Below are 26893 nucleotides of genomic sequence, written 5' to 3' on the forward strand. Positions count from 1 at the left end.
TCAGGCTCATCACGCCGAAGTTGGCTCTCTGCTCAGGATGTGGTGGGCATTGCCGGAGCCTCAAGAGGTCAGGTTAGAAAAGTGTTGCGAAGGGGGAGGGAGAACGGTGTGGGAGAAAGGAGCCTGAGGATTCAGGCTCCTGATAAGGATCAGGCCTCGTTGGCGTGGGCCTTCTGACACCCTTCGACGGCGTGAGCAATCAGTTCCAGTGCGCTCTGGTCGCACGGTGGCAACTCGGCCTCGCACTTGTTGATAGGGGTAACACGATCGCCCCACTTGATGATGGCTGCGCCCCAGGTCAGGCCGGCACCGAAGGCGGCAGTCAGCAGATAGGAATTCGGCTTGACGCGCCCCTGCTCCAGCGCTTCGCACAGGGCGATAGGTACGGTAGCGGCGGAGGTGTTGCCGTAGTTTTCGATGTTGACCATCACCTTCTCCATCGGCGCATTCATCCGTTTGGCGAGGGTCTCGATGATGCGGATATTGGCCTGGTGCGGCACGATCAGGTCGACCTGCTCCGGCGCAATACCGGCCTGCGCCAGCACAGTGCTGGTGGCCTCACCCATGCCGCGCACAGCACGTTTGAAGATCTCCGGCCCTTCGAAGTTGAAGGTGAACAGGCCATCGATATCGGCAAAACGCACCCGGTCGGTACCGAAGTTCGGTACATGCAGGATCTCCCGCGCTTCGCTGTCGCAACCCAGCTTGTTGGCGATCAGGCCACACTCCTGCTCGCTTGCCTCTATCACCACGGCACCGGCACCATCGCCAAACAGTACGGCGGTATCGCGGCGTGCCCAGTCCAGCAGGTAGGTGAGGCGCTCGGCGCCAATCACCAGCACCTTCTTCATCATGCCAGCCTGCACCAGCGAGGTAGCGACGGAGAGGGAGTAGACGAAACCGGTGCAGGCCGCGTTGAGGTCAAACACGGCGGCGTTGACGGCGCCCAGCTTCTTTTGCACCGCAGAGGCGGCACTTGGCAGCAGGTTGTCCGGGGTGGCGGTGGCCAGGATGATGCCATCGAGATCGCTGGCTTCCAGACCGGCGCAGGCCAGTGCGCGGCGACCGGCCAGGGTGGCGAGATCCGAGGTGCTGACATGGGAGATCCGGCGGGCCTTGATGCCGGTGCGCGGATAGATCCACTCGTCTGATGTATCCATGATGGTGCTGAGGTCGTCGTTGGTCAGCACGGAGGGAGGCAGGCATTTGCCCCAGCCGGTGATATTGGCGTATTTCATCTTGTTACCGCTTCTCAAGTGGATCGCCCGCGGGCGGAAAATCGTGCAATTATGCCGTACGAGACAACCACTGTCATCTTGTGGTCATGGTTATGTGCAGGGGGCTCAGCTGTGCCATCTGGTCGCAAAGGGCTGCAACGCGCGGAACATGGCTGGAAATTTTGCTTAAAACGCGGGACTCCTCTGCCCTAAGATAGGCGTTTCACCACCGATGAGGGTATCTCCTTGCTCAGAGCCAATCTCAACTTGTTGCCGACCCTCAAGGTGCTGCTGGAGACCCGCAATATCAGCCGCGCCGCCGAGCTGTTGCACCTGAGTCAGCCCTCCATCAGCAAGCAGCTTGCCCAGTTGCGCAGCGAGTTTGATGACGAGTTGCTGGTGCGGGAGGGGCAACGCTGGCTGCTGACGCCACGGGCCGAACTGTTGGCCGCCCAGCTGGCGGATTCTCTCGGTGCGCTGGAGCGGCTCTACGAGGCGCCCGGATTTGACCCGAGCCGCTGCGAGCGGGTATTTCGGCTCGCCTCTTCTGATTATGTTGCCCAGCATATTCTGCCAGATATCTGCGCCGCGCTCGCCAAAGAGGCGCCGTTGGCGGCGCTGGAGTACAGCCTGTGGGACAAGCGTCAGCTGCCGCAGTTGTGGCAGTCCGAGCTGGATCTGGTCTCCACCATCACCGAGCAGGTACCGGATCAGATCCGTGGTCTGCATCAGGGGGAAGATCGGCTGGCGGTGTTGATGGGACGTCACCACCCGCTGGCGGGCAAGGCGCTGAGTCTCGATGACTATCTCGCCTGGCCTCACCTGCAGGTGAGCGGGGGAGGCGACAAGGACAGCCCGGTGGAGCAGGTGTTGGCGCCGCAGGGACTGAGTCGGCGCTGGTTTGCCAGAGTTCCCTTCTTTCAGGCGGCAGTGGAGGTGTTGCTGCGCACCGATTGCCTGATGACCACCCCGGCCCATATCGCCTGGCAGCTCTCCTGCGGCCATGAGCTCACCTTTGTCGATCTGCCCTTTGCTACCCGCGACCAGCAGTATCATCTGCTGTGGCATCAGCGCCACCATCAGGATCCAGCCCACCGCTGGTTTCGCGAGCTGGCCTACCCCTTCCTGCGGGATCATCTGCAACGCACCGTTGGCGAGAGTCGCAAGCTGCTCGATCTCGGCGGTTAGCCGCAGTCGGTTGTGTGGCGTTATAGCCATGGGTTATGGAATCTATTCATAACTTTCACTACTGGCATAATGGCTCAGCCCGTACCCTGAGTGCAGGTCATCATATCTAGCACAAAAGAGGAAAAGCATGGAACTGACGAGTTGGCTGGCACTGGCCGCAATCTGCGTGATGGGGGCCATCAGCCCGGGGCCGAGTCTGGCGCTGATCATCCGCAACACGGTGCAGGGCGGGCAGGGGCACGGCGTCGCTACTGCGCTTGGCCACGGCCTCGGGGTTGGTATCTATGCGCTGGTCACGGCGCTCGGCCTTTCCATTTTGATCACCCAGACACCGATCCTGTTTGATCTGATCCGCTACGGCGGCGCCGCGTTTCTTGCCTGGCTCGGGGTGAAAGCCCTGCTGGCAAAACCAGCCAGTGACGAAGGGAATGAAGAGGTACATCAGTTGCGCGGTCGGCAAGGGGCCTTTGAAGGTTTTATGGTTGCCTTCCTTAACCCCCAGCTGGCGGTTTTCTTCATCGCCCTGTTCAGCCAGTTTGTGCGGGCCGATACCGGCTGGAGCGAAGGGGGCATCATGATGCTCACCGCGGGCGGGATCGATGCCGTCTGGTACGTGCTGGTGGCGCTGGTGCTCTCCCGCGGGCCGGTGCTGGCGTGGCTTAAAGCCAAATCCTTTGTGATCGATAAGGTGAGCGGCCTGGTGCTGCTCGGGCTGGCACTCAAGGTGGTTATCTAATCCTGCATTTTGCGGATACCTTAAGCGGGATCAAGGCACGCAGGCGGTGAATGGGCTAGAGTAGCGCCCATTTGCTGTCCGCCCTGATCCCGAGACCATGCACCAGAACAAGCACCCGTTAAGCCACAACAACCGGTTGGAGCTTCTGGCTCCGGCCAAGAACCTCGCCTACGGCATCGAAGCCATCAACCATGGTGCCGATGCCGTCTACATGGGCGGCCCTGCCTTTGGCGCCCGCAGCGCGGCGGGCAACACCATCGAAGATATCGAAGCGCTGGCGCGCCACGCCCATCGCTTCGGCGCCCAAGTCTTTGTCGCCTTCAACACCCTGCTGCACGATCACGAGCTGGAGCTGGCGCGGCGGCTGACCCACCAAATCTATGAAGCTGGAGCAGATGCGCTCATCGTCCAGGACATGGGGCTGCTGGCGCTGGATTTGCCTCCCATCGCGCTCCATGCCAGTACCCAGACCGACAACCGCACGCCGGAGAAGGTGAAGTTTCTGCAGGATGTGGGTTTCTCTCAGGTGGTGCTGGCGCGCGAACTGTCTCTTGCGCAGATCCGCGAGATCAGTGCGGCGACCAATGTGCAGCTGGAGTTTTTTATCCACGGCGCTCTCTGCGTTTCCTACAGTGGCCAGTGCAACATCAGCCATGCCCGTACCGGCCGCAGTGCCAACCGTGGTGAGTGTGCCCAGCTCTGCCGTCTGCCCTGCTCGCTGCAAAAGCCGGATGGCGAAGTGCTGGTGGCAGACAGCCACCTGTTGTCCCTCAAGGATATGGATCAGACCGATAACCTGGAGGCCTTGATCGAGGCGGGGATCCGCTCCTTCAAGATTGAAGGGCGCCTCAAGGGGCTCGACTACGTCAAGAACGTTACCGCCTGGTATCGCCAGAAGCTGGACGCCATTCTGGATAGCCGCTCCGATCTGGTCGCCGCCTCGGCGGGTCGTTGCAGCTACAGCTTCACGCCTGACCCCAAGAAAAGTTTCAACCGCGGCAGCACAGACTACTTCCTCCATGGCCGCCAGCAGGGGATCGACTCCACCAAGAGCCCGAAATATGTGGGTGAACCGCTCGGGCGTGTCACCAAGGTGACCCGTGACGGTATCGAGATTGACGGCAAACAGGTCACCCTCAACAACGGTGACGGTCTGGGCTTCTTCAAGCCGAACAACGAGCTGGTGGGGATGCGCCTCAACAAAGTCGAAGGTAAGCAGTTACTCCTGTCAGAACGCATGCCGGGGCTGAAGGTGGGGACCGAAATCTACCGCAACCACGATCAGGCGTTCAGCAAGATGCTGGAGAAGGCGAGCGCGGATCGCCGCATCCGGGTCGATATGGTGCTGGCTGAGTGCGATGAGGGCGTGATCCTCACGCTCACCGACGAGCAGGGCATTAGTGCCACGGTGACCCTGCCTTGCGACAAACAGCCTGCCGACAACCCGGAGCGGGCGCTGCAGCAGGCGCGGGATCAACTTGGCAAGCTCGGCAATACCCTGTTTGTGGCGCGCAAGATTGAGTTGGCATTCACTCACCCGCTCTTTATCGCCGCATCACAGCTCAACGGTTTGCGCCGGGACGGCATCGCCGCGCTGGAGGCGGCACGGGTGGCCAGCTACCAGCGCCCCGAGCGACGCATCGCCCTGCGGGATATCAACTATCCCCAGCACCGCCTCTCCTACCTTGGCAACGTGCTGAACAGCGTGGCCGAACAGTTCTTCCGCGAGCACGGGGTGGAGCGCATCGCTCCCGCCTATGAGGCGAACAAGGAGGAGCGGGAAGTGGTGCTGATGATCACCAAGCATTGCATCCGCTATAGCCAGAACCTCTGTCCGAACGAGGTGCCCGGTCTCAAGGCCGAGCCGCTGGAGCTCAAGATGGGTAAAGATACCTTCCGCCTGCGCTTTGACTGCAACCGCTGCGAAATGCATGTGATGGGCAGCCTGAAACGCTGATCAATGAGCCCCTTTCTCCATCCGGAAAGGGGCAATTTTTATCGCAGGTTCTCTGCCTACCCTCCTTTAATTGTCCCTCTCCAGCGCCAGCAGCGTTTTTTTAATCTCCAATCCCCCCGCATAGCCGGTCAGGCTGCCGTTTTGGCCGATCACCCGATGGCAGGGGACGATGATCGAGAGCGGATTGCGGCCATTCGCCGCGCCCACTGCCCGCACCGCATCGGGTTTGCCGATGGTGCGAGCGATATCGCTGTAGCTGCGGGTCTCGCCATAGGGGATGTCGCACAATGCTTGCCATACCGCTTGCTGAAATGCGGTGCCGCGGGCGGCAAGGGGCAGGGAGAAGCGCTGCAAGCGACCGGCAAAATAGGCGTCAAATTCGGCGAGGAAGGGAGCCAGTGCTCTGTGATCTTGCTGCCAGCCACTCATATCGGGCAGTGCCCGCAGGCCCGCCACAAAGTCTACGTGCACCAGACCAGATTCATTGATGGCAACCAGCAGATCGCCGCAGCGGGTCGGCAGGATATCGTAGCGGATCATGGGGTTATCTCCTGTTGTGGGTTATCTGGCTGGTTTTCGTTGCCAGTGGCACGGAGTAGCAAATCGGGCGCTTCACTCATGGCATGCCACAGCCAGCTGGCCGCATAGCTGCGCCACGGCTGCCATGCTGCGCTTTGCGCCAACCCCTCTTTTACCGGCAGCTTGGTGCCGCCGCCGAGTGCCTTTTGCAGCACCAGATCGGAAGCGGGGAAGGCATCGGTATCCAGCCCGCAGCGCAGCCGCCAGTAAGAGACCGTCCACGGGCCTATGCCCGGCAGCGCCAGCAACTGCTCGTCACTGGCTGTCGTGAGGGTCAGCTCGCCGCTGGCCAGCGCCTGTGCCACGCCGCGCAGGGTACGAATGCGGCTGCCGGGCATGCCGATACCGTCGAGATCGAGTTCGCACAACTGGGCGGGGGTCGGTAGTTGCGCCACCCCGTATTGCGCCTCGGTGCGCGCCACCAGCCGCCCGAGTATGGTGATGGCCCCTTTGACCGAGACCTGCTGGCCTACGATGGCGCGCAGCATCACCTCATACTCGTCCCAGCCACCCGGCAGCCGTACGCCGGGCCAGCGCGCTTGCAAGCGGGCGAGCAGCGGATCCTGACCGAGCAGATCACCGATCCGCTGCATATCGGCATCGAGATCCCACATCCGGCGCACTCGATAGAGCAGATCGGGCAGCGCCGCGAGCGGCAGATCATGGACGGTAAGCTGCAGGCTATGCCCCTTGCCCTGCGCGATGCGCACCAGCGCGACCCGATCGCCGACCCGGTAGCGCCGCTCATACACCTCGCCATCTACCCGCTCCAGCCCCGGGATTGCCCGCATCCGGTAGAACGCCAGCATGGCCGCTACGTCATACGGGGGGCGATAGGGCAGTTGCAGGGTCAGGGGGGCGCCGCGCGGCTCCGCACTTATGTGTTCTGGCGCGTCAGCGTGCTGCTCCTGCTGGCGCAGGGAGCGCGGGGCCAGTCCGTAGGCGTTGAGCCAAGCATCATTGAAGCGGCGGATGCTGGCAAAGCCGGCGGCAAACGCGATGTCGGTAATGGGCAGCCCAGTTTCAGTCAGCAGCCGTTTCGCGAGCAGCAGGCGGCGCGTCTGCTCCACCTGTTTTGGTGAGGCGCCGAGATGTTGCTCGAACTGGCGGCGCAGGGTGCGTTCGCTGATCCCTGCCTCAGTGGCCAGTTTGGCGAGCGTGCCCTCCGCCAGCTCTCCGCGATCGATGCGTGCCAGCAGACGTGCCAGTTCAACCGGCAGATCGCCACGGGCTGCGGGGGCCAGCTCAGGGCGGCAGCGCAGGCAGGGTCGCAGCCCATACTGCTCGGCGGCCGCGGCGCTTTGGAAGTAGCGCACATTGTGCTCGTGCGGTGGCCGTGCTGGGCAGACAGGCCGGCAGTAGATGCCGGTCGAGAGCACGCCGGTAAAGAAGCGGCCATCGAAGCGAGCATCGCGGGCGAGCCGTGCGGCGTGACACTGTTCGCGGCTGAGGGTGTTGATCACCTCATCCGGTGACGACTCAGGGCTTGGCTTTGCATTCATGGTGTTGGCGGCGTTGCTGGAATAGATGGCAAGAGAGTAAGGGGGCTCGGGGGCCATGACTAGCCAGAAACGGACAGGGATAGCAAAAATTGGCCGAAGTTTTTTTACTCTTTCGTTGCACGGTTGGGTTTCACTCTTCGCTCCGTTGTTGTCCATTTGGCAAGGCTCGGCAGAAGAGCTCATAACGGATGGGGTCGGAGGCTCGATTGGCCTAGCTTTATTTGCTTAGCGAGATTAGTGGCGGCGAAAACTGCTTATAAATTAATAAAAGATCACATAATTATCTTTTTTACATTGAATGCGGTGATTTTGTGTTGTTCAATTGAGTCAGTTAATTTCTGGTGATTATTAAGTCATCACATCTGCGGCCCAAGGCCGACCAATAACAACACTTGCCAAGGATGATAAGTGAACGACTGTAAGGCATGGCCCCATTGCCGGGGGTTTAGTCTGATCGAGTTGTTGATCGCCATGACGGTTGTCAGCATTCTCGCAGCCATCGCGTTGCCAGCGTATCAGGGTTATCTGCAACAGGGACGTCGTTACGAAGCACAGCAGCAATTGCTGGAGCAGGTGCTCGCCCTCGAACGTATCTATACCCAACAGGGGCGTTATCCCGCCACGTTTGCCACCCCTTCCAACACGGATTTCTACCAGTTCAGCTACAGCCAGCAAGATGCTGGCGACTATCTGCTCAAAGCCATTCCAACGACGCGACAACAGGATGAATGCGGCACTCTGACCCTAGATCAGACCGGTTATCGCGCGGCCAATCGCCATGACTGCTGGGGATCATAAGATGAACGTGCGCGGATTTACTCTGATTGAGTTGATGATCACGGTCGGCATCGCCGCTATTTTGCTGCTAGTCGGGTTGCCCTCCATGAGTCAGCGCCTCGCGGCCGAACGACTCGATCGCAGTGCGACCGAGCTCGCGTCAGCCTACCGCTTTGCCCGCAGCGAAGCGGTCAAGCTGACCCTGCCGGTGGTACTGCAGGGCACCGAGAACGGTGGCTGGGAGGTGATGGCTGACAGCAAGTTGCTGCGTCAGGCGGCAGCACCTGCTGGCGGCGTGGTGATCAAGCCGTTTGACCCCATCAAGATCGCGCCAACCGGCAGTAGCAGCCACGCCGAGATCATTCTGGCCAATCGCCTCGGTGAGCAGCGGGTGCTCTGCGTGGCCCCGAGCGGCCAGCTGCTGCAAGGGAGCTGCTCATGAGACACACCGCGCCTGCTCGCCAGCAGGGTTTCAATCTGGTGGAGATCATGGTCTCCATGGTGTTGGCGGTGATGGTGTTTCTCGGTCTCGCCAAGGGGCAGGTGGTCTCGTTGCAGCAGGCGCACTATAGCCTGCAGAGTACGTTGGCCACGATTGAGGCGAGCAACAGTGTGGAGCAGATCTGGGGTTCGCTGTGCGAAGTGCAGCGCAAGCCGGAGCGGTTCACCCAAGGCGATTTTCTTGCCCGCTTCACCCTGCACGAGGGCCACCAGCTGGTGCTGCCTAGTCGCTACAGCGACCACTTTGTGGTCGCCATCGAGTGGCGTGATGCGCGGATCTCCGGTGCCAGGCGGGTTGAGCTGAACGCAGGGTTTCCGCCACTATGCTGAACGTTCCCTTCCGACAGCGAGGTGTCAGTCTCGTCGAGCTGATGATCTCCATGGTGCTCGGTCTGATGCTGATGCTGGCGATTTTTGCCGGTTACGTGCCCATCAAGAGCACGGTCGAGCAGAGCAAGGCGCTGGAGCAGGCGAACGAGGTGCTGCGCTTTGCCACTCTCACCTTTACCAACAGCATCAAGCAGGCGGATCAGCTGATAGCGGTCACCCCTGATCGCCTGACGCTGGCTTTCAAGGTAGAGGGGGGCAGTCAGGTGCTCTCCTGCCTTGGCAACCAGAAAACCGCCGATTTTACCGAGCAGTATCGCTTCACGCCGCCGGTACTCAGTTGCGATGACGGGGATGGCCCGCGTCTGTTGCTGGCCCATCTTCAGGATCTTGAATTCGGCCAGCAGGGTGCACTGGTCAATATCCGCATCTTGCCCGAAGGGCTGCCGAGCTATCTGGCGCCTGGGGTAGAGGTGCAGGTGGCCCGTCGCAAGGCGGTCTGGGCGGCAGCGTTGGCCACATCCGGTGCCAACGCCACAGCAGGGGGAGCGGGATGAACAAGGGATTGCAGGGGCAGCGGGGAGCCGTATTGCTGGTGGTGCTGGTGGTGAGCCTGCTGTCGAGCCTGCTGGTGTTTACCAGCATTCAGGAGAATCAGCTGCAAACCCGCCTGAGCGGCAATTTTCACAAGAAGATCAATGCGCAGCTCAGTGCCGAGCAGGGGATGAACGACAGTTATCGCGCCCTGCATCAGGCGCTCGGCGCTGAACCACGGATAGAGTGGGATCAACTGGTGCAGAAGGTGCCAAGCAATGGCGAAGGAGCCATGGCGGGCAGCCGCTTTCGCATCGATCAGCTGGATGCCTCTACAGGCAGCAAGTTGGCGTTGCAGAGCCATGGCCGTTATCTGGAGGGCAATGCCAGCCTCAACGCCCTGTTTGCCCTTAAGCGCAAGCCGGGCAATCTCATCTTTCAGGATTCGGTGGTGGCGTGTGAAGGGTTGAGCCTCTCTGGGAGCGGTTTTATCGACAGCTACGATTCGCGCAAGGGGGCGTACAAGGAGTCTGTTTCCGGGACTCTTAATCAGGGGCAGAACGCCAAGGTGGCGACCGTCAGCGACAAGGCCAATGTGGTGCTCGCCGGGCACTCCCCCATCTGGGGTGATGTGCGGGCGACCGGCTCGGTGACCTTAAACGGCTCTTCACCTGTTGCGGGTAATGTACTTGCTGGCGGCGATATCACCATTTCTCCCTCTGATGGGGTCGTCAGGGTTGAGGGCAGCGTGAACGGGAGTGGAAATTTTGCCTTGCAAGGGGGGCATATTGCCGGAGCTGTTGCGATCAATGGGGATGTTTCTATGGGTCATGGCACAAGCATTGCTGGCGACAAGTTGAACTATGGTGGGAACGGGGCATTCCTTGATGCCAAGCATCAGAAGTATCTGGAGCCCCAATACCGAACTCATCCCAAGCTACCGCCTGTTGCCGGGCAGGTGTGTGACCCGCTCAATGTGGCCGCGCTGCCCAAATCGTTCCCCCCTGCAACATTGCCCATCAATGGTCCCCTGACGCTCGGGGCCACCCAGCAGATGGTGCTGACCACGGATCCTGCCACCGGCTCGGTCACCAGCAGCAACCAGCAAAAGCCTGGGCTGCCGTTCCCCGGCAAGGGGGAGCTGTTTGGCAAGGAACAGACTATTTACAAGCTCGACAGCCTCAATATGGGGGCCGATGCCAAGCTCACCATCAAGGGGGATGTGGTGCTGCTGATCGACAAGGATTTCACCATGACAGGCAGCAACAAGTTGACGGTGAGCGAGGGGAGCAGCCTGACCCTGATCGTCAGCGGCAAGGTCGATCTCGGGGCCGGTGCCGAGGTGACGGCAGCCAAACAGGGGCTGACCGCTGGCAGTACGCCCGCTATCTCCATCTATTCTGCGTATAGCGGCAAGGATGGGGTCAAGCTGTCGGGCAATACGCCGCTCTATGCCGCTCTCTATGCCCCGCTCACCGAGATGAAGATCAGCGGAAGTGGCGGTCTGTACGGGGCGGTGCGGGCAAAACACTTGACCGAGAGTGGCGCGGGCGGTGTGCACTATGACGAGGCGCTGGGCATGGCAGATTTGGGGGACGATCAGGGGCCGCCTCCGATACTGGCACTGCGGCAGTGGCACTTTGTGCAGTGAGGCTGGCGAGCCGCTAAAAAGGATCGAATGGGGCGCGCAACTGTGAGAAGGTGGAAATCTGTCCACCCAGTCGTTCACTGTTGAGGAGTGCTCCATGCCAGGCCCAGCTCGTGCCGGTGCCCTGATCTATGCCAAGGATCCGGGCCTGCTGACCCACTTTTACCGTACGCTGCTGCAGATGGTGGTCTGCAGTCAGGATGAGCAGTTGGTGGTGCTGGAAAACAGCGATATCCAGCTGCTGATCCACGCCATTCCCGAGCCTTATACCGGGCAAGTTGTTATCAAGCGGCCGCCGGAATTGCGGGAAGAGGGGGCCATCAAACTGTTCTTCACCGTCTCCAGCCTCGCCTGGGCAGAAGCGAAGGCGGCGGATCTCGGTGGCGGCCTGCTGCCACAGCAGTGGACAGGGCCCGGCTTTGTGGTGCGCAACGCCTTCGACCCTGAGGGCAATATCCTGCAACTGCGCGAGTTGCTGGGTTCCCCTGATCCTCTCTGAATTCTCTCTTTTTACAGCATGGTGGTGGCGTGCTGTGCCATGCACCGCCATAAAAACGGGGCCCTGTAGTGGTTAACTAAAAAGGGCCCCGTTCTGCTGTTAGCTTACTGCGCTCATTACTTCAGGTAGCGCTGTTCCAGATGCTGGCGCAGCCAGTGTGGGTTGAGCACTTCACCGGTGGTACGGCGCACCAGCTCGTCGGTGCTGTGCAGGCTCCCCTGTGACCAGATGTTGCGCCCGAGCCAGCCGAAGATCTCCGGCAGGTGGCCCGAAGCGATCACCTCACCCATGCTGCCCAGCTCTTTTTCGAGGGCAAAACGCAGCTGGGCGGCATACATGGCACCCAGGGTGTAGCTCGGGAAGTAGCCAAACGAGCCGTCGGTCCAGTGAATATCCTGCATGCAGCCATTGCGGTAGTTGCCCTTGGTGGAGAGCCCCAGCCACTGCTGCATCTTGGCGTCCCACAGCTCGGGGATGTCGGCCACCTCGATCTTCCCTTCCACCAGATCGCGCTCCAGCTCGTAGCGCAGGATAACGTGGGCCGGATAGGTCACCTCGTCCGCATCGACCCGGATAAAGCCCGGCTCGACCCGGCTGTAGAGCTTGGCCAGATTGTCCGGCGCAAACGCCGCCTGTTCGCCGAAGTGGTGACGAATGCGTGGTGCCAGCAGCGCGAGGAAGGCCGGATGATGGCCCAGTTGCATCTCGCAAAACAGGCTCTGGCTCTCGTGGATTGCCATGGAGCGCGCTTCGGCCACCGGCTGACCCAGCAGATGGCGCGGCAGCCCCTGCTCGTAACGGGCGTGACCGGTCTCGTGCACTATGCCCATCAGGCTGGAGACAAACTCCTGCTCGTTATAGCGGGTAGTGATCCGCACGTCGGTCGGCACGCCGCCACAGAAGGGGTGACTGCTCACATCGAGCCGGCCGTGGGCGAAATCAAAGCCGAGCAGCCCCATTACCTCCTGACCGAGCGCTTGCTGGGTGGGGATGGGGAAGGGGCCTTGTGGCAGCAGCAGGGCATCGCCCTTTTGTTGTTCACTCACGGTCTGGATAAGAGCCGGCAGCCAGCTGGCGAGATCGCCGAAGATCTGATCGAGCCGTGCGCTGGTCATGCCCGGCTCATAGAGCGCCAGCATGGCGTCGTAGGGGCGCACGCCAAGCGCATCGGCCCGCAGTTGCGCTACTTCACGGGAGAGTTTCACCACCTCCTCGAGATTGGGGGCAAAACCGGCCCAGTCGTTGTTCTTGCGCTGGCTGCGCCAGGCGTGTTCGCACTTGCTGCCGGCGAGCGACAGCGCTTCGACCAGCTCACCGGGCAGCAGGCTGGCATCTTGCCACTGGCGCTTGATCTCACCGAGGTTGGCACGTTGCACTTCATCGAGCGGCTCACTCTCGGCCTTGGCAATCCAGTCGCCCAGCTCGGGAGCGGTGCGCTTCTGGTGGATCAGCAGACCGAGTTCGGCCATCGCTTCGGCGCGGGCATCGTTGCCCCCTTCCGGCATCATGGCCGCCTGATCCCAGCCGCAGATGGCGGCGAGGTGGCTAAAGCGGTGGATCTGCTGCTGATGTTGTTCAAGCTTTTGATATGACATGGGATTGTCCTTGTTATCGTCCCTGATGGTATGCCGCCCCGTACCTGGCATGATCGGGGCCGTTCGATGCTAACACCGCCGCTGCATCGTTGACCACCTTAGCGCAGGTGGGCCAAAGGCGTGGTGGCGAGCGGCGGATTAGCCGAGCCGCTTCTGGTGCCGTTCGCGGTTTTCTGCTTTTTTGCGTTCGCTTTTACGCAGCAGCACGTATAGAGCACCGCTGCCGCCGTGGCGACGCTCGGCGCTGTGGATCGCCATGACGGCGGGCAGTTGCGGCAACCAGGCGCTGACATAGCTTTTCAGCAGGGCGCGCGGGGTGCTGCGCTCCCCCTTGCCATGCAGGATAAGCAGGCAGCGGATATCCCGGACTTCACAATCCGCAATGAACTGCACCAGCGTCTGGCGCGCTTCGTTGAGGGTTTTCTGGTGCAAGTCCAGGCTCGCCTGCAGCTCGTATTTGCCGAGCCGCAGCTTCTTGTAGACCCCCTCCTGCACCCCATCACGCTTGAAGCCGACGATTTCGTGCGGATCGCGCATCTCGATGGCCTCCATGGTGAGGTGGTCGAGGGCGAGTTGCTCGGCGGTGGCAGCCTGACGGCGAGCGAGCTGCGCCTCGGTCGGGGCGGATTTGGCCGCATGGGGATGGATATTGTCGCTGCGAATGGGCCGCACGTCGGCCACTTCATTCATGAATAGCGAGAGTTCGTCGTTATGAGACACGGCAGGCTCCCCATAAGAAAAAGTGGGGGCCATTATAACGGCCGCAACCGGCACAGAAAACGGGGAAAGGGGCAGGGGGGATAAGGGAGGGCCAGCATGGACACTGGTGCATCCTGTCCTGGGAATCACAGTCGCGAACCATAAAACATCACAGGCGGTCAGTGTGAACTGCCGCCTGTGGTCAGAGGATTATTTTCCCTCTTTGGGCTGTTGAGAATGGGGTTGCTGTGAATGAGGCGGTTGCGAGTGCATCACCTTGTAGATGAAGTAGGCCGCGTAAGAGCTGATGAGCAAGAAGGTGCCGATAATCACCAACATCGACATCAATCCCACGCTGTTGCCAAACATCAGGTCCAGCCAAAAGTCCATTTTATTGCTCCTGTCACACGGTTGATGACAGGCATGATAAATACCTCTTTGCCCCGTCTGGGATGATCCCGATCAACTCCCTTTCAGGTTATTTAATAACCAGTGCGTTCTGTGATCGTTCTCACTGGACTCTTTGTTCTTGAGCCTGTGCCGGGCTAGGGGTGGTGAGTGGAGTAATGTGCCACCCCTGCTGCTCCAGCAGCGCCAGCAAACCCTGTTCGCCGTAAAGGTGCAGGGCGCCTACCACGATAAAGCTCTCGTTGGGCAGGGTGGACCATTTCTTCAGCCAGTTGTGGTTGCGCTCGGCCAGCAGGGTCTGCTCCATCCAGCTCTGTAGCGCGGGGGGAGCCATCTCCTCCTTGAGCAGATTGATAAGCGTCGCCTCATCCCCTTGCTGCCACGCCTTCATCACGGCGGCGAAACCTGTCTCCAGCATTGGCAGCTCATCCAGGGTACTGGCAAGCATCAGGGTCTGGTTGTCACCCACGCTGGCCAGATAACCGAGCTGCTCCAGCAGGGTTTCAAAACCCACTACCGGTTTGCCCTCTTTGGCAGCCCGGGTGGCAAAGTGCTGGTCTATCCCGAGCTCACTCTTGAAGTCGGAGCGGGCCATGGCGGCCTGGGTCAGGGTAATGGCGGCAAACCAGGGGCGCAGAGTGGCGAGGGTAGCTTCGTCGATGCCATAGCGGGCACCCGCCATCAGGGTCCGTTGATAGAGCTCGGCAGGCAGATGATCCTTGAGCGGTTTGCCATCCACCAGTCGGGTGAGGGAGCCGGTCTGTTGCCACTGATCCGGTGTGATGCTGTTCATGTCCACCTCCATCACCAGTGCGCGACTCTGCAGCCAGGCACGCTCCACCGGCTCGGGCATAGGATAGAGTGAAGGCTTGCCCGCATGGATGGAGCCCAGCAGCCAGTGTTGCTGGTTGCCCTTGCTCACCCGATAGAAGGCGGGATCGGCAAAGGCGTGCAGCGGTAGCAGCAGGCAGAGCAGGAAGGCAAAGAGGGTGCGATGAAATCTCATGGGGATCCTTAATATGCGCCGGGTGACTTCTCTTGCTGACAATAACCCCTATGATAAGTCCTCATTTCAGATAACCAAGAGGTTTGCCATGCCCCATCTTCGTTTTCGCGCCGTGACGCTCGATACCCTGCAACAGGTGAGTGGCCCGCTGCTGGCCGAGCTTTGCGAGCTGACCGGTGGCAAGCCGGAGTTTGTCACCATGGAGCGGGTGGAGAGTTGCTGGATACGCAACGGTGAGCCAGAGACGGGTTTTCCGTTTGTCGAGCTGCACTGGTTCGAGCGGCCACAAGAGATGCAGGACGCCGCCGCGCGCCTTATCACGCGCCATTTGAAACGGGTGCTGGGGGAGCAGATCTATGTGGTGGTGCAGGTGATCCCTCTGGTCAAGAGTGCCTACTACAGCAATGGCGAGCACTATTAATGGCGAGCACTATTGAAGAGAGGAACAAACCAGGTTGGCGGGACGGGTGACGCTGCTACCCGGCTAACGCCACTTGGGCGACCGGGTACTTGGTCGCCAATCACGGGATCAGGCCGATTTTGCCAGCAGTTTATCGAGCCAGCGAGTGGGCAATACCCGTCGCAGGAAGGCAAACAGCCGGGTCGGAGTGGTCACCGGATAGCGCGCTTTGGGATGGGCGTGGGTCAGCGCATGGAGCAGCGGAGGGATGCAGGCTTCGCTCGGGAGGGTAAAGCCGCTGGTGGCCCCCTCTTTTTCCAGCCGCGTCAGGGTCTGGCGGTAGGCCGACTGATGACGGCTCTGAGCCGGATCGATGTGGCGCAGGAAGGCGTTGCGAGCATTGGCACGAAAACGGGTATCGATGGGGCCCGGTTCAATCAGGCTGATATATACCCCGCTACCCGCCAGTTCGAGGCGCAGAGTGTCGCTATAGCCTTCCAGCGCAAATTTGCTGGCGTTGTAGGCGCCGCGATACTTCATGGCAACCAGTCCCAGAACCGAGCTGTTCTGCACTATCCGTCCCTCTTTGGCCTCCAGCATCGGCGGCAGCACCTGACGGATCAGATGGTGCCAGCCAAACAGGTTGGTATTGAACTGCTCCCTGAGCGCTTCGGTGGGCAGATCTTCCAGCGCCCCGGGTTGGCCATAAGCGCCATTGTTGAACAGGCCATAGAGGCGCCCGCCTGCCAGATGGAGCGCCGCACTGGCACCCAGCTCGATGGAGGCAGAATCCGCCAGATCCAGCTGTACTGCCAGCAATCCCTGTTGCTGCAGACGGGCCACATCTTCCGCCTTGCGCGCCGAGGCAATCACGGTAAAACCGTGCTGCCCGAGCGCCTGTGCGGCGGCGAGGCCAATACCGCTGGAACAACCGGTGATCAAAACAAAACGGGGCATGATGGCGTCCTTGTGACTGCTGACAAAAGCGTGCTGGTGAGTGGATAAAACCCTTATCCGGCTCGCATGTTAGCCTGCCAACCGGAAAAAAGAAAACCGGGCCAAGTGGCCCGGTTTGCTGACATCGTATTGCCGGATTACATGAAGGTAAGCGGCATGATGATGTGGAACTTGACGTCGTGCTCGGAGGCGAAGATGTTGGGGTAATCGGTCCAACCGCCGCCCTGGCTGATGTCGTTGTTATAGTCGGTGTAGTGCAGTTTGAACAGGGTGCCTTTCAGCTTGCCATCCTGCACGGTATAGCTGACATCGAAGTTGACGGCCCACTCGGTATCCTCGCCGTTGGCTGCTTTCTTGCCTTGGCCATTTTCGATATCCCAACCGTAGGCGCCGGATACACCGACAGCCCAGCCCGGCGCACCAACCAGATCATCCAGAGAACGGGTCACGCCGAAGAACAGTGCTTTTTCGTTGTTGGCGTTCCAGTCAGAGCGGGAATCCCACCAAATTTCGTTGGCGCCCTGAGAGTTGGCGTAGCCACGGGTCAGACGGGGCAGGTAGTTGCCTTCCGCACCTTCAGCCTTGGTCCACAGACCTTCCAGACGGAAGCCGTATTGGGCGTAGTTCCAGGCAGCGGTCAGTGCTTGTTGCCATGCCAGGCCGTCGTAAGTTTCAATCTGGGAGCCGCCCTTGGTGTAGGTCTCGGTCTCGGAACCGTAGAACTGGTAGCTGGTGGCGAGGCCGCCCAGTACGTCAAACTTGTGAGCCAGTTTGAAGTGGTAGCTGTCCATGTAGCCTTCGGACTGACCGAAAGAACCGGTCACGGCAGTGCCATTTTCAAAGGTGTAACGAGCCGCGATACCGTGGATATAGTCGATGACGTTTTCATCAGCGAACGGATCCATCCACGCTTTGGCGCGAGAGAAGACCTGAGTCTCTTTGTACCAGGGGGCCTTGTACTCGTCAGCGATGGCGTAGGTCAGGTAGAGACCGCCAAAGTTGCCTTCGACTTGACCACCACGATAGGTACCCGGCTGATAGGACCAGTTAACACCGATTTGGCCAGGGACATACAGCTGGGTGTAACCACCCTTGGCAGTCACACCGCCGTCCAGGAATTTCAGCTTCAGAGCTGCGTTGGAGAGGCTGAAGCCACCCTCGGGAGAGCCATCTTTGTAGTTGTTGCCCCAGGAGTTGCCTGCAAAGGAGAATTCGTTCTCCTGGTTGACCGGATGGTTTTCGGTAACGGCCAGGTCATAGGCACCGAAGCCGCCCAGATCCAGACCAACAGTGTCCCAGGCATAACCGGAGTTGAAGTTGAGAGCTGCCTGGACGGTGGAATGGCTCAGGTTGGACTGGTACTTGCCTTCTTTCTTGGCGGCAGTCGGGTCACCATCGATGCGCTGACGATCACGCTGGAAGTAGAACAGGCCACCGGTCAGTTTGGAGTCTTTTACGAAGGTTTCATAGGACTGGCCATATTCCGGGCTCATCATATCCTGGGCTGCCAACGCCATGCCGGGGGCGACCAGAGCGGCTACCACAGCGGCACTCAAAGCGGCGCGCTTGAAGATCACTTTTTCCATTTTTATTGCTCCTGATTTTATGGACTTAGCTTTTTTCCGGCAGCTGGCATCGGGCCTACCGCTCGGTATTGGCATTGCAATCAAAACCCCGAAGGGCAAAAAATCTTCTCTTGGTTATCTGCAAACCCGGATGTCTTGGCACATCTGTAGTTGGCAGTCCTGATCATCACATGTTGTTTTTTTTGTTCCGATTCTTGGCTATCGGACAACTCCAAGAGTACGTTCGCGGTGCGAAATATCAATGAAAAGTTCCCTCAACGTTTCAAAAGTATGACCGAGTGCAAATAATCATGGGCAAGGTCGTAAACAGCCTCATGGCCGGTATCACGGTAATGAGAGCGTTTTCTTGGAGGTGTGGCCAGCGCCGGTGCGGGTTTTCATCAGATACGGGGGAAGGGAAGCTGTTAACCTGCAGGCAACATATAATTTTGTGCTACAAAAAAACTTTCCCTCTGGTCGAGGGAAAGTGAATTGGTGGGGATGTGGGGCGAATAGGGTCAGCCTTGCTGGCCGAGGATGCGGGGGATCTGTTGCGCCTGATGGTGGATATGGGACGAGACCTGCACCGAGAGTTGGCTTACCTGACAGGCCTGCTGACGAATACGGGCGATCAAATCGGCAAAACTGGCCAGCTTGTGCTCCTGACTTTTGGCATTGTCGGCGCCCTGCAGGGCGATCACTGCGGTGTTGCGGGCGATCTCCCGCACCGCCTGGGTGGTCTGGCGCAACTGCTCGGCTTGTGCCCGTTGGCGGCTTGACTCGCTGGTGATCCGGTTCAGCACGGTGCCAAGCTGTTCACCAGATTGGGTCAGACGCCGCAGAATCTCGGTGATCTGGTTGAGGGATTGCTGGGTATTGGCCGAGAGGTGGCGCACCTCATCGGCGACCACGGCAAAGCCGCGCCCCTGTTCCCCTGCACGGGCCGCTTCGATGGCGGCGTTGAGGGCCAGCAAGTTGGTCTGCTGGGCGATATGACTGATGACATCGACAATGTCCGTCACATCGGCAACCGAGCGGGTGAGGGCTTCCAGCGCCTCATCGCTCTCGTCAATTGCCAGCCCGGTCTGACGAGTAGCGTGCAGCATGCTGCCCACCAGATCTTCGCTCTGGCTCATCGCCTGTTCGTTATGGTGGGCATGCCGGGCGATGTCGGCGGCGACCTGATGGACCTCTCCGGCCAGCTGGTTCAGCTCATCCATCATCTGACCGCTCTCGTCGACTACCAGCTCGGTGGTGCGGGTGCTGTGGTGGATCTCGTCAACCTGGCTGACCATTCCTTTCAGACTGAGGGATACCGCAGACAGCTGCCCCTCTTTCTGTTGTTGATCCTGCTGCAGGCGACCGATCAGCCGATTGTAGCTGGCAACGATATCGGCCAGCTCGTTGCGATCACGCCCGGCAGATAACGGCTCGGCCTGCCCAGTCTGATCGAGCTGCAGAAAGGCTCCGCGCAGTCGCAACAAGGGAGCGAGCAGCCAGCGTCGTTGCACCAGTGCAAACAGCAGGGCGACTACCACCAGACAGAGCGCCAGCGTGCCGAGGATGGTGGCCAGCTCCTGATTGACGGCTTGCCGCTCGTGGGCAAGTTGTTCCCCCATCTGTCTGGTCGCTTGCAACATGGCCATGATGTCTTGCTGCACGGTCTGGCGGCCAGCCTGTTGCTGTTGTAGTGCCGTGCGGCTGTTGGCCAGCTCCTGCGGATAGCGGCCCAGCAGCGAGCGTAATTCGCTGCGCGGTTGATCTCCCAGCTCCTTGCGTACCGGCTCCCCCAGGGTGAACTCATCGGCGGGCGCATCTTCATACAGGCCGAGCAGCGGCAAGGCTTGCAGCGCTTGCGCCTGTTTTTGCTGTGCCTCCAGCTCGAAGCGGATCCCTTCGAGCAGCTTCTCATTGCCCTGTTCCATATAGCTTTGGCGCAAATGGGCGAGGCGCGGCAGGCCCGCCAGGATCTCGGTTGCACCGCGGCGATATTGCTGTGCTGCGGCAGATTGTTCCGTGCTGGCACCTTGCTCCCCATAGCGGATCAGCGCCATAGCCTGGCTGCCCAGCTCACTCTCCGCATTTTGCAGCAGCAGCTGGCTGTTGCCCGAGAGCTTGCCTGCGGCCTGATAGTCGTGCGCGATGCGCTGCGCCATCTGTTCGAGTTGCTGTCTGAGCGGTGCCGCCACGGCATCATCCTGAGCGGCCAGCGAGGAGAGCGCTTGCTGGCGGATCTTCTCTGCCGCGGTCAATTGCTGTGGATCGCCGCTGTTGAGGTAGTCACGCAGGCTGTTTTGCAGGGTCACCGTCACCAGTTGTTGCAGCGTCTCGTGCTGATGCTGGGCCTGATTGGTGCGGGCAAGCTGTTGCCAGCCGTGGTAGAGGGCCAGCGCCTGTCCTCCCGCGACCAGTAACAGAACCAGGGAGGAGAGGGTGGCGTAATGGGCGATTTTCACTGGGTGATTCCTGTCAGCACAGACCATGGGGGAGCATGGCCGAGCCTAAACAGGGATGGTGGCGTTTTTATGACAGCGCGGGTCAGGTGGCCCCATTTTGCCGATTTAACTGGCTGGGGATACCTGCGCGCTGTTGCGTTGGCCCAACATACCGAGCAGGGCGCCCCCCATGATAAGTGCACCGGCCAGCAGATGGCGCGAGGTTAGCTCCTCTCCGTTCAATGTTACTAACAGCAAAGTACTCAGCAGAGGGGTCAGGTAGGCAAGGGCTCCGATCCGGCGTGGATCGCCGTCTCGCAGTGCCAGATACCAGGTAACGAAGGCCGCCCCCATCGGGCCCAGTGCCAGCCCGATGATCAGCCACCAGTCACTGGTGGGGAGCTGCGCGAGCGGCAGAGGCCCTTCGAGCAGACGGGCAAGCAGCAGCGCCAACAAACCTGCGGGCAGACAGGCTGCCGCAGTGACCACGGCGGGGGCTGGCGGCAGACGGCGTGATAATACCGAGTAGGCTCCCCAGACGACTGCCGCGCCCAGTGCCAGCAGGTATCCCGGCAGATAGGCCTGCTGCAGTTGCAGCTCGCCGTTGACCATCACCAGCATGGAACCCGCCAGACCAAAGGCGCCAGCCAGCAGGTGACGGGCATGGAGTGGATGGCCGGGCAACAACAGTGGGGTGAACAGAATGATGCAGAGCGGCCAGAGGTAGTTGATGAGGTTTGCTTCCAGCACCGGGGCATGGCGAAAGCTCATAAAGAGCAGCAGATGGTAGAGCAGCAATGCCGTAACCGTCACCAGCCAGGTAATCGGACGAGCATGCCACTGGCGCCAGAACGGCAAGGCCCCGACCCCGCAGAAAAACAGCACCAGCCCGACCAGTACCAGCGGTGACACGCTGGTAACCCGTGACGTCAGCGCCGCCAGCGAGGCCCACAGCACAATGGTCAGCAAGGCAAAACCGGTGGATCTATCCCACCAGGAACATCCGGACATCCAACACTCCTTTGCAAGATGAAGCTGCTGGCTTTGCCGCAGGGCTCAGCCAAAAAGAAGCAGTCTATCAGAGAGAGGATAGATGCCGAATGCTGCGTGAATACAATTGCTTGTGACTTGGTGAGGATTTTGATGGTGCAAGCTGAGTGCTGCTGGACGTCGAACCAATCGCCAAAGAGATGAGTGAATGCGAAAAGGGGATGATGGGTGGCGTCCCAGGCAGGATTCGAACCTGCGACCTCGCCCTTAGGAGGGGCGCGCGCTATCCAGCTGTGCCACTGGGACGTGCGGGCATTATATAAAAATGCCAATAAAAATAAACAACTGCGTATGTCTGTCTATCCAGTTGCTTACATTCTGGCCGGATTGTGCGTTTGTGCTCTGGGGGTCAGATAAACAAGTTTGTGGTGTCTGAATAAGAAGGGGTGGGGGGAGGAAGATACTGGTATGCAATAAATTGACTTTGAATTCACTTGTTGCCGTGAGGTATGGCTACCTCTTGTTGTGTTGTGCCACAGGTGTTGAGCTTTTGTCGCTTTATTTTGTTTTAGTGAAATTTTTAGCTTAATCAGTTGGGTAGCTATTAATAATGGCCAATGCTCCCTTGTATTTTAAAGATGAATCATGAGGCCATGGCTCAGCGTCAGGTACGGTCAGTAGCGGGTTTGGAATGGTCTTGTTTGCTTAGTTATATAAATTGCCATAGAGTTAATTCGCGATTAGTTATCGCCGAAAATAAAGTTGTGACAAGGGCAAACCGATTGAAAAGTCGGGACGCAAAGCCTCCGGTCTAAAGGCGTTGTTGAGCTGGGATAGCGGGGCCACCACAGTGTTATGCTGGCTGCCTTTGCCAAGGGGTAGTCGTGTTTGTGTTGCCTGTCGTGTTGTGTTGCCCTTTCGTTTGTCCATAACGTAAAGGAAAACAATATGCTAAGTCCAAAACCCGCATCGCTGGCCATGATGGTCGGCTCCCTGCTTGCCTCATCTGCCGTTTATGCGGCCGCGCCGGGCAAGCCCACCATCGGCTGGGGTCCCACCAAGTTCGCCATTGTTGAAGTGGATCAGGCGGCAACCTCCTACAACAATCTGGTCAAGGTCAAGGATGCCGCCGATGTGGAGGTGAGCTGGAACCTCTGGAGCGGTGACGTCGGCCAGACTGCTGGGGTGCTGCTTGATGGCAAGGAGGTGTGGTCTGGCCCCTCTGCTGCTGCAGGCACGGCCAAATTCAAGGTGAACAAAGGTGGGCGCTACCAGATGCAGGTGGCCCTCTGCAATGCCGATGGCTGTACTCTCTCTGATGCCAAGGAGATCGTGGTCGCCGATACCGATGGCAGCCACCTGGCGCCGCTAAAGGCCGCGTTGCAGGAGAACAACAAGCCCTACGCCAACAAGTCCGGCAAGGTGGTCGGTACCTACTACGTGGAGTGGGGCGTCTATGGTCGCAAGTTCACAGTGGACAAGATCCCGGCCCAGAACCTGACCCATATCCTCTATGGTTTCACCCCCATCTGTGGCGGGGATGGCCTCAACGATAGCCTCAAGGAGATCGAAGGGAGCTTCCAGGCGTTGCAACGTGCGTGTGCCGGTCGTGCCGACTTCAAGGTTGCGATCCACGATCCTTGGGCCGCCGTTCAGATGCCGCAAAGTGGCCTGACTGCCTATGACGAGCCTTACAAGGGTAACTTCGGTGCCCTGATGGCGCTCAAACAGGCTTACCCTGACCTCAAGATCCTCCCCTCCGTCGGCGGCTGGACCCTCTCCGACCCCTTCTACTTCCTCGGCGACAAGAGCAAGCGCGATACCTTCGTCGCCTCAGTCAAAGAGTTCCTGCAGACCTGGAAATTCTTCGATGGCGTTGATATCGACTGGGAATATCCGGGTGGACAGGGCGCCAACCCGAAACTGGGCAGCCCGAGCGATGGCGCAACCTATGTGACCCTGATGAAGGAGCTGCGCGCCATGCTCGATGAGCTGGAGTCGCAGACTGGTCGCAAGTATGAGCTCACCTCCGCTGTCGGCGCCGGTTACGACAAGATTGAAGATGTCGATTACCGCGCGGCCCAGCAGTACATGAGCCACATCTTTATGATGACCTACGACTACAACGGCGCATGGAGCAATACCGAGCTGGGTCACCAGACCAACCTCTACGCGGCGAGCTGGGATCCCAACACCAAGTACACCACCGACAAGGCGGTCAACCTGATGCTGGCGCAGGGGGTTGACCCCGGCAAGCTGGTGGTTGGTGCCGCCATGTATGGCCGTGGCTGGACTGGCGTGAGCGGCTATCAGGGCAACAACCCCTTCACCGGCAAGGCGACCGGCAAGGTGAAAGGCACCTGGGAGGATGGCGTGGTCGATTACCGCGACATCGTCAACAACCGTATGGGCAGTGGCTGGGAGAAGAGCTACGACGAGGTGGCCGAGGCTCCCTATCTGTTCAAGGCTTCGACCGGCGATCTCATCACCTATGACAACGACCGCTCGGTCAAGGCCAAGGGGCAGTATGTGCTGGCCAACAAGCTGGGTGGCCTCTTCTCCTGGGAGATTGATGCCGACAACGGCGACATCCTCAATGCCATGCACGAGGGTCTGGGTCACGGCGAGGGAACCACTCCGCCAGCCAACAAGCCGCCGGTGGCCAACGCGGGCAGCGATCTGAGTGTCACCGGCCCGACCGAGGTGACGCTGAACGGCTCCGCGTCCCACGACCCGGAAAATGGCGCCCTCACCTATAGCTGGAAGCAGGTCTCCGGCCCGCAGGCCACCTTGCTGGATGCCACTCAGGCCAAGGCCCGGGTTGTACTCGATGCGGTGACCGCCGACATCAATCTGGTGTTCGAGCTGGCAGTGACCGACGACCACAACCTCACCGCCCGCGATCAGGTGGTGGTCACCAACAAGGCGCCGCAGCCCAACCTGCCGCCACTGGTTAGCCTGCCGGCTACCGCTTCCGTGGAATCCGGCAAGCAGGTGACCCTCAAGGCGACCGCATCTGACCCGAACGGTGATCCGCTCACCTATCAGTGGACGGTACCGGCCGGCCTCACCGCCAGCGGTCAGAACAGTGCCACCCTGGTGGTCACCGGTCCGAACGTTACCAGCGATACCGCCTATGACCTGAGCCTCACCGTCTCCGACGGCGCGCTGGATGCCAGTGCCGCCACCCGTCTGACGGTCAAGCCGGTCAGCGGTGGTGGCGGTTGCTCGGCCACTGATCCGGATGCCGCCAACTGGCCTGCCTGGCAGGCGAGCAAGGTCTACAACGGCGGTGACAAGGTGAGCCACAACCAGCTGGTGTGGCAGGCCAAGTACTGGACTCAGGGCAACGAACCGAGCCGTACCGCGGATCAGTGGTTGCTGGTGAGCAAGGTGCAACTGGGTTGGGATGCCAATGTAGCTTACAACGGTGGCGAGATCACCACCCATAATGGCCGTCAATGGAAAGCGCAATACTGGACAAAGGGCAACGAGCCCGGCAAACACGACGTCTGGCAGGATGTGGGGGCCGCCAGCTGTAAATAAGGCTTGAGTTGTGGCGGGGCATGCTGGTCATGCCCCGCTTTTGCAACCCGCGGCGCTGAACATTGGTTGCTCTGCCAATCCCTCTTTTTCTGCTCTGTCTTGTATCCGGTCAGGCCGACTTGTGGTGCCGGCATGAAGGCTCTCCCCAAGTGATGGCTGCACTGCTCTCTGATAAGGTGTGAACCTGATTCGTGGTAACCTTTCCGCTGTTGTAATTACACTGCTGGAAAGTCTGCGGCCGAATATTTTCAGGTTGCCCAAGAGGCTAGCATCCCGCTGTTGGCGAGACAGGCCAGCGGGTCGGTATCGCCAGGATGAGGGCTTGCTCAACTTCGCTTGCTCTTTTTAAATCTCTGTCCGTCGTCATGCTGTCCCTTCATGCAGTACCTAATCGACGGCATTTGGCTGTTGAACAAGGATGGCAAGCATCATAGCCAGCTTCCCGGATGCTGGTGTTATCCAAGCCAGCGCTCCCGGCAAGGGGATTTCATGGTGTCATACCTGGATCAGGCCGAGATCCTGCAATGAGCCGATGCAATAAAAGATGGGGCCTGCGGGCCCCATTCTTGTTTGGTGGAGTTCAGGTTTGGCCGTGGAACATCTGGCCCGGACAGGACAGCGCCTCGAAAGGGCTGTGTGATGATGTGCGTTGTTGTTTTATTACATTTTCCGTGAAAGGCTTTCAGCAATTATTTGCCGTAGCGGAAGTAGTATTCACGGGTGGAGGGGGCATAGGCATCTTTCTCTACAACGCCGTTCTTGGTGGTTGCACCGCGCAGGTGGAACAGGACTGCCAGATTCTCAAACATGGTTTACCTCATCGCTCTGTCATTTATGGTTATGGTATGTGACCTAGGTCACGGTTTGATCCTATGGTCATTTGTGAGCCAGATCAACTTTCTATGTTGTAAATTTACAAAAATCATGGAAAGGGTTTTCAAATGCAATGCCCTTTATGGAAAGGCTTTCCCGAGGTGACGGGGGAGAAGCTGATTACCAGCCACCATAGAGAGGTCTGAGAGCGGGGGCGTTGCAAGGGGAAAGAGGCTCGCTGCACGGCCTCTCCTTTATAGGTGCTTGAGCCAATTTGTGACATAAAACAGAGAGATAGCACGCGCCTTGCTGGTAAAAACAGCGAACTGCTGCAATTTTGACTAAACGAATCAGTCGCGGTTATTTTAGGGTTGACAGCAAAGCGGGTGATGCCTATCATGCGCCTCCGTTGCCGGAGATAACTTCGTCAGCACCGAGGTGAGTTGGGGTTATAGCTCAGCTGGGAGAGCGCTTGCATGGCATGCAAGAGGTCCGCGGTTCGATCCCGCGTAGCTCCACCAAATTCTCCTCGAACAATCTGGAATCAAAGGGGTTATAGCTCAGCTGGGAGAGCGCTTGCATGGCATGCAAGAGGTCCGCGGTTCGATCCCGCGTAGCTCCACCAGATTCTTGATTGTTGTATTGAATACCCAGGGCAGTGTGGTGTGTATCACCCAAGCCGACCTTTGTGGGGTTATAGCTCAGCTGGGAGAGCGCTTGCATGGCATGCAAGAGGTCCGCGGTTCGATCCCGCGTAGCTCCACCATTATTTAGGATGAATGGCCGCCAGAATCATTCATTCAGTACCGAATTTGGGGTTATAGCTCAGCTGGGAGAGCGCTTGCATGGCATGCAAGAGGTCCGCGGTTCGATCCCGCGTAGCTCCACCATTATTTAGGATGAATGGCCGCCAGAATCATTCATTCAGTACCGAATTTGGGGTTATAGCTCAGCTGGGAGAGCGCTTGCATGGCATGCAAGAGGTCCGCGGTTCGATCCCGCGTAGCTCCACCA

At 59.5% G+C, this 26893-nt stretch carries 22 protein-coding genes, 6 tRNA genes and 1 riboswitch; of the genes, 16 read left to right on the forward strand and 12 right to left on the reverse strand.

The features are described 5' to 3' along the window. Positions 1 to 149: 149 nt before the first annotated feature. Positions 150 to 1238, reverse strand: a complete 1089-nt coding sequence (locus tag G5380_RS17755) for a ketoacyl-ACP synthase III (RefSeq protein WP_216979369.1) — start codon at positions 1236 to 1238, stop codon at positions 150 to 152. 225 nt (positions 1239 to 1463) lie between these two features. Here G5380_RS17755 and G5380_RS17760 point away from each other — a divergent pair, with 225 nt between their 5' ends. The 3 genes from G5380_RS17760 (at position 1464) to G5380_RS17770 (ending at position 5098) form a co-directional block, all read left to right on the forward strand. Continuing rightward, entirely contained in the window at positions 1464 to 2405 is a 942-nt protein-coding gene (locus tag G5380_RS17760) for a LysR family transcriptional regulator (protein ID WP_115522808.1), read from the forward strand. Between the two features lie 127 nt (positions 2406 to 2532). Next, positions 2533 to 3141, forward strand: a complete 609-nt coding sequence (locus G5380_RS17765; protein WP_058057313.1) for a LysE family translocator — start codon at positions 2533 to 2535, stop codon at positions 3139 to 3141. A 97-nt stretch (positions 3142 to 3238) separates the two neighbouring features. Then, a complete protein-coding gene (locus tag G5380_RS17770) occupies positions 3239 to 5098 on the forward strand; it encodes a peptidase U32 family protein (RefSeq protein ID WP_421352948.1) in 1860 nt (619 codons plus the stop codon). Between the two features lie 66 nt (positions 5099 to 5164). On the opposite strand, the gene G5380_RS17775 is transcribed toward G5380_RS17770, so the two are convergent. Together G5380_RS17775 and G5380_RS17780 are read right to left on the reverse strand one after the other, a co-directional pair. Beyond that, a complete protein-coding gene (locus tag G5380_RS17775) occupies positions 5165 to 5638 on the reverse strand; it encodes a methylated-DNA--[protein]-cysteine S-methyltransferase (RefSeq protein WP_236271704.1) in 474 nt (157 codons plus the stop codon). After that, positions 5635 to 7179, reverse strand: coding sequence for an AlkA N-terminal domain-containing protein (locus G5380_RS17780; RefSeq protein WP_421352951.1), 1545 nt, complete (start codon positions 7177 to 7179; stop codon positions 5635 to 5637). The genes G5380_RS17775 and G5380_RS17780 overlap by 4 nt, the downstream gene beginning before the upstream one ends. A gap of 408 nt (positions 7180 to 7587) precedes the next feature. Here G5380_RS17780 and G5380_RS17785 point away from each other — a divergent pair, with 408 nt between their 5' ends. From G5380_RS17785 to G5380_RS17810, 6 genes are all read left to right on the forward strand, one after another. Further along, positions 7588 to 7977, forward strand: coding sequence for a type IV pilin protein (locus G5380_RS17785; RefSeq protein ID WP_421209882.1), 390 nt, complete (start codon positions 7588 to 7590; stop codon positions 7975 to 7977). A 1-nt stretch (position 7978) separates the two neighbouring features. After that, the gene (locus G5380_RS17790; RefSeq protein ID WP_421209880.1) at positions 7979 to 8398 is read left to right on the forward strand and encodes a GspH/FimT family pseudopilin; all 420 of its coding nucleotides are present in this window, start codon (positions 7979 to 7981) and stop codon (positions 8396 to 8398) included. After that, positions 8395 to 8787, forward strand: a complete 393-nt coding sequence (locus G5380_RS17795) for a type IV pilus modification PilV family protein (RefSeq protein ID WP_159143122.1) — start codon at positions 8395 to 8397, stop codon at positions 8785 to 8787. The genes G5380_RS17790 and G5380_RS17795 overlap by 4 nt, the downstream gene beginning before the upstream one ends. Then, positions 8781 to 9341, forward strand: coding sequence for a PilW family protein (locus G5380_RS17800; RefSeq protein ID WP_376895861.1), 561 nt, complete (start codon positions 8781 to 8783; stop codon positions 9339 to 9341). Before G5380_RS17795 ends, G5380_RS17800 begins: the two co-directional genes overlap by 7 nt. Then, positions 9338 to 10969 carry a DUF7305 domain-containing protein gene (locus G5380_RS17805; RefSeq protein WP_421209877.1) on the forward strand — a complete coding sequence of 544 codons (1632 nt, stop codon included), beginning with the start codon at positions 9338 to 9340 and terminating at the stop codon, positions 10967 to 10969. The genes G5380_RS17800 and G5380_RS17805 overlap by 4 nt, the downstream gene beginning before the upstream one ends. Before the next feature lie 94 nt (positions 10970 to 11063). Next, a complete protein-coding gene (locus G5380_RS17810; RefSeq protein WP_159143128.1) occupies positions 11064 to 11465 on the forward strand; it encodes a VOC family protein in 402 nt (133 codons plus the stop codon). Between the two features lie 116 nt (positions 11466 to 11581). On the opposite strand, the gene G5380_RS17815 is transcribed toward G5380_RS17810, so the two are convergent. From G5380_RS17815 to G5380_RS17830, 4 genes are all read right to left on the reverse strand, one after another. Further along, a complete protein-coding gene (locus G5380_RS17815) occupies positions 11582 to 13060 on the reverse strand; it encodes a carboxypeptidase M32 (RefSeq protein ID WP_421209874.1) in 1479 nt (492 codons plus the stop codon). A gap of 138 nt (positions 13061 to 13198) precedes the next feature. Then, the gene (gene smrA / locus G5380_RS17820; RefSeq protein ID WP_005338734.1) at positions 13199 to 13780 is read right to left on the reverse strand and encodes a DNA endonuclease SmrA; all 582 of its coding nucleotides are present in this window, start codon (positions 13778 to 13780) and stop codon (positions 13199 to 13201) included. A gap of 189 nt (positions 13781 to 13969) precedes the next feature. Next, positions 13970 to 14149 (reverse strand): DUF3149 domain-containing protein, encoded by a 180-nt coding sequence (locus tag G5380_RS17825; RefSeq protein WP_005338733.1) that lies wholly within the window; start codon positions 14147 to 14149, stop codon positions 13970 to 13972. 121 nt (positions 14150 to 14270) lie between these two features. Then, entirely contained in the window at positions 14271 to 15173 is a 903-nt protein-coding gene (locus G5380_RS17830; RefSeq protein ID WP_421352949.1) for a TraB/GumN family protein, read from the reverse strand. 88 nt (positions 15174 to 15261) lie between these two features. Here G5380_RS17830 and G5380_RS17835 point away from each other — a divergent pair, with 88 nt between their 5' ends. Then, positions 15262 to 15594, forward strand: coding sequence for a DUF1904 family protein (locus G5380_RS17835; protein WP_181223292.1), 333 nt, complete (start codon positions 15262 to 15264; stop codon positions 15592 to 15594). 108 nt (positions 15595 to 15702) lie between these two features. On the opposite strand, the gene G5380_RS17840 is transcribed toward G5380_RS17835, so the two are convergent. The 5 genes from G5380_RS17840 to G5380_RS17860 form a co-directional block, all read right to left on the reverse strand. Continuing rightward, on the reverse strand, positions 15703 to 16530 hold the full coding sequence (locus G5380_RS17840; RefSeq protein ID WP_268012489.1) for an SDR family oxidoreductase: 828 nt from the start codon (positions 16528 to 16530) through the stop codon (positions 15703 to 15705). A gap of 137 nt (positions 16531 to 16667) precedes the next feature. Next, positions 16668 to 18116, reverse strand: a complete 1449-nt coding sequence (locus G5380_RS17845) for an OprD family outer membrane porin (protein ID WP_204481162.1) — start codon at positions 18114 to 18116, stop codon at positions 16668 to 16670. Positions 18117 to 18613: 497 nt separating this feature from the next. Beyond that, positions 18614 to 20551 (reverse strand): methyl-accepting chemotaxis protein, encoded by a 1938-nt coding sequence (locus G5380_RS17850; RefSeq protein WP_421352950.1) that lies wholly within the window; start codon positions 20549 to 20551, stop codon positions 18614 to 18616. 105 nt (positions 20552 to 20656) lie between these two features. Beyond that, positions 20657 to 21541: a DMT family transporter gene (locus tag G5380_RS17855; protein ID WP_421209866.1), complete on the reverse strand. Its 885-nt coding sequence runs from the start codon at positions 21539 to 21541 to the stop codon at positions 20657 to 20659. A 208-nt stretch (positions 21542 to 21749) separates the two neighbouring features. Then, positions 21750 to 21826, reverse strand: a tRNA-Arg gene (locus G5380_RS17860). Positions 21827 to 22282: 456 nt separating this feature from the next. Continuing rightward, a riboswitch (cyclic di-GMP riboswitch) is annotated at positions 22283 to 22370 on the forward strand. A 98-nt stretch (positions 22371 to 22468) separates the two neighbouring features. On the opposite strand from G5380_RS17860, the gene G5380_RS17865 reads away from it, so the two are divergent. The 6 genes from G5380_RS17865 (at position 22469) to G5380_RS17890 (ending at position 26893) form a co-directional block, all read left to right on the forward strand. After that, entirely contained in the window at positions 22469 to 25066 is a 2598-nt protein-coding gene (locus G5380_RS17865) for a glycosyl hydrolase family 18 protein (RefSeq protein ID WP_266134151.1), read from the forward strand. A gap of 1258 nt (positions 25067 to 26324) precedes the next feature. Continuing rightward, a tRNA-Ala gene (locus G5380_RS17870) sits at positions 26325 to 26400 on the forward strand. Positions 26401 to 26428: 28 nt separating this feature from the next. Then, a tRNA-Ala gene (locus G5380_RS17875) sits at positions 26429 to 26504 on the forward strand. A 65-nt stretch (positions 26505 to 26569) separates the two neighbouring features. Next, positions 26570 to 26645, forward strand: a tRNA-Ala gene (locus G5380_RS17880). A 48-nt stretch (positions 26646 to 26693) separates the two neighbouring features. Beyond that, positions 26694 to 26769 (forward strand) — tRNA-Ala (locus G5380_RS17885). Positions 26770 to 26817: 48 nt separating this feature from the next. Beyond that, positions 26818 to 26893: transfer RNA gene (locus G5380_RS17890), tRNA-Ala, on the forward strand.

This window comes from Aeromonas sp. 604443 (assembly GCF_049170315.1).
In the GTDB taxonomy this organism is placed as follows: Bacteria; Pseudomonadota; Gammaproteobacteria; order Enterobacterales; family Aeromonadaceae; genus Aeromonas; species Aeromonas veronii_A.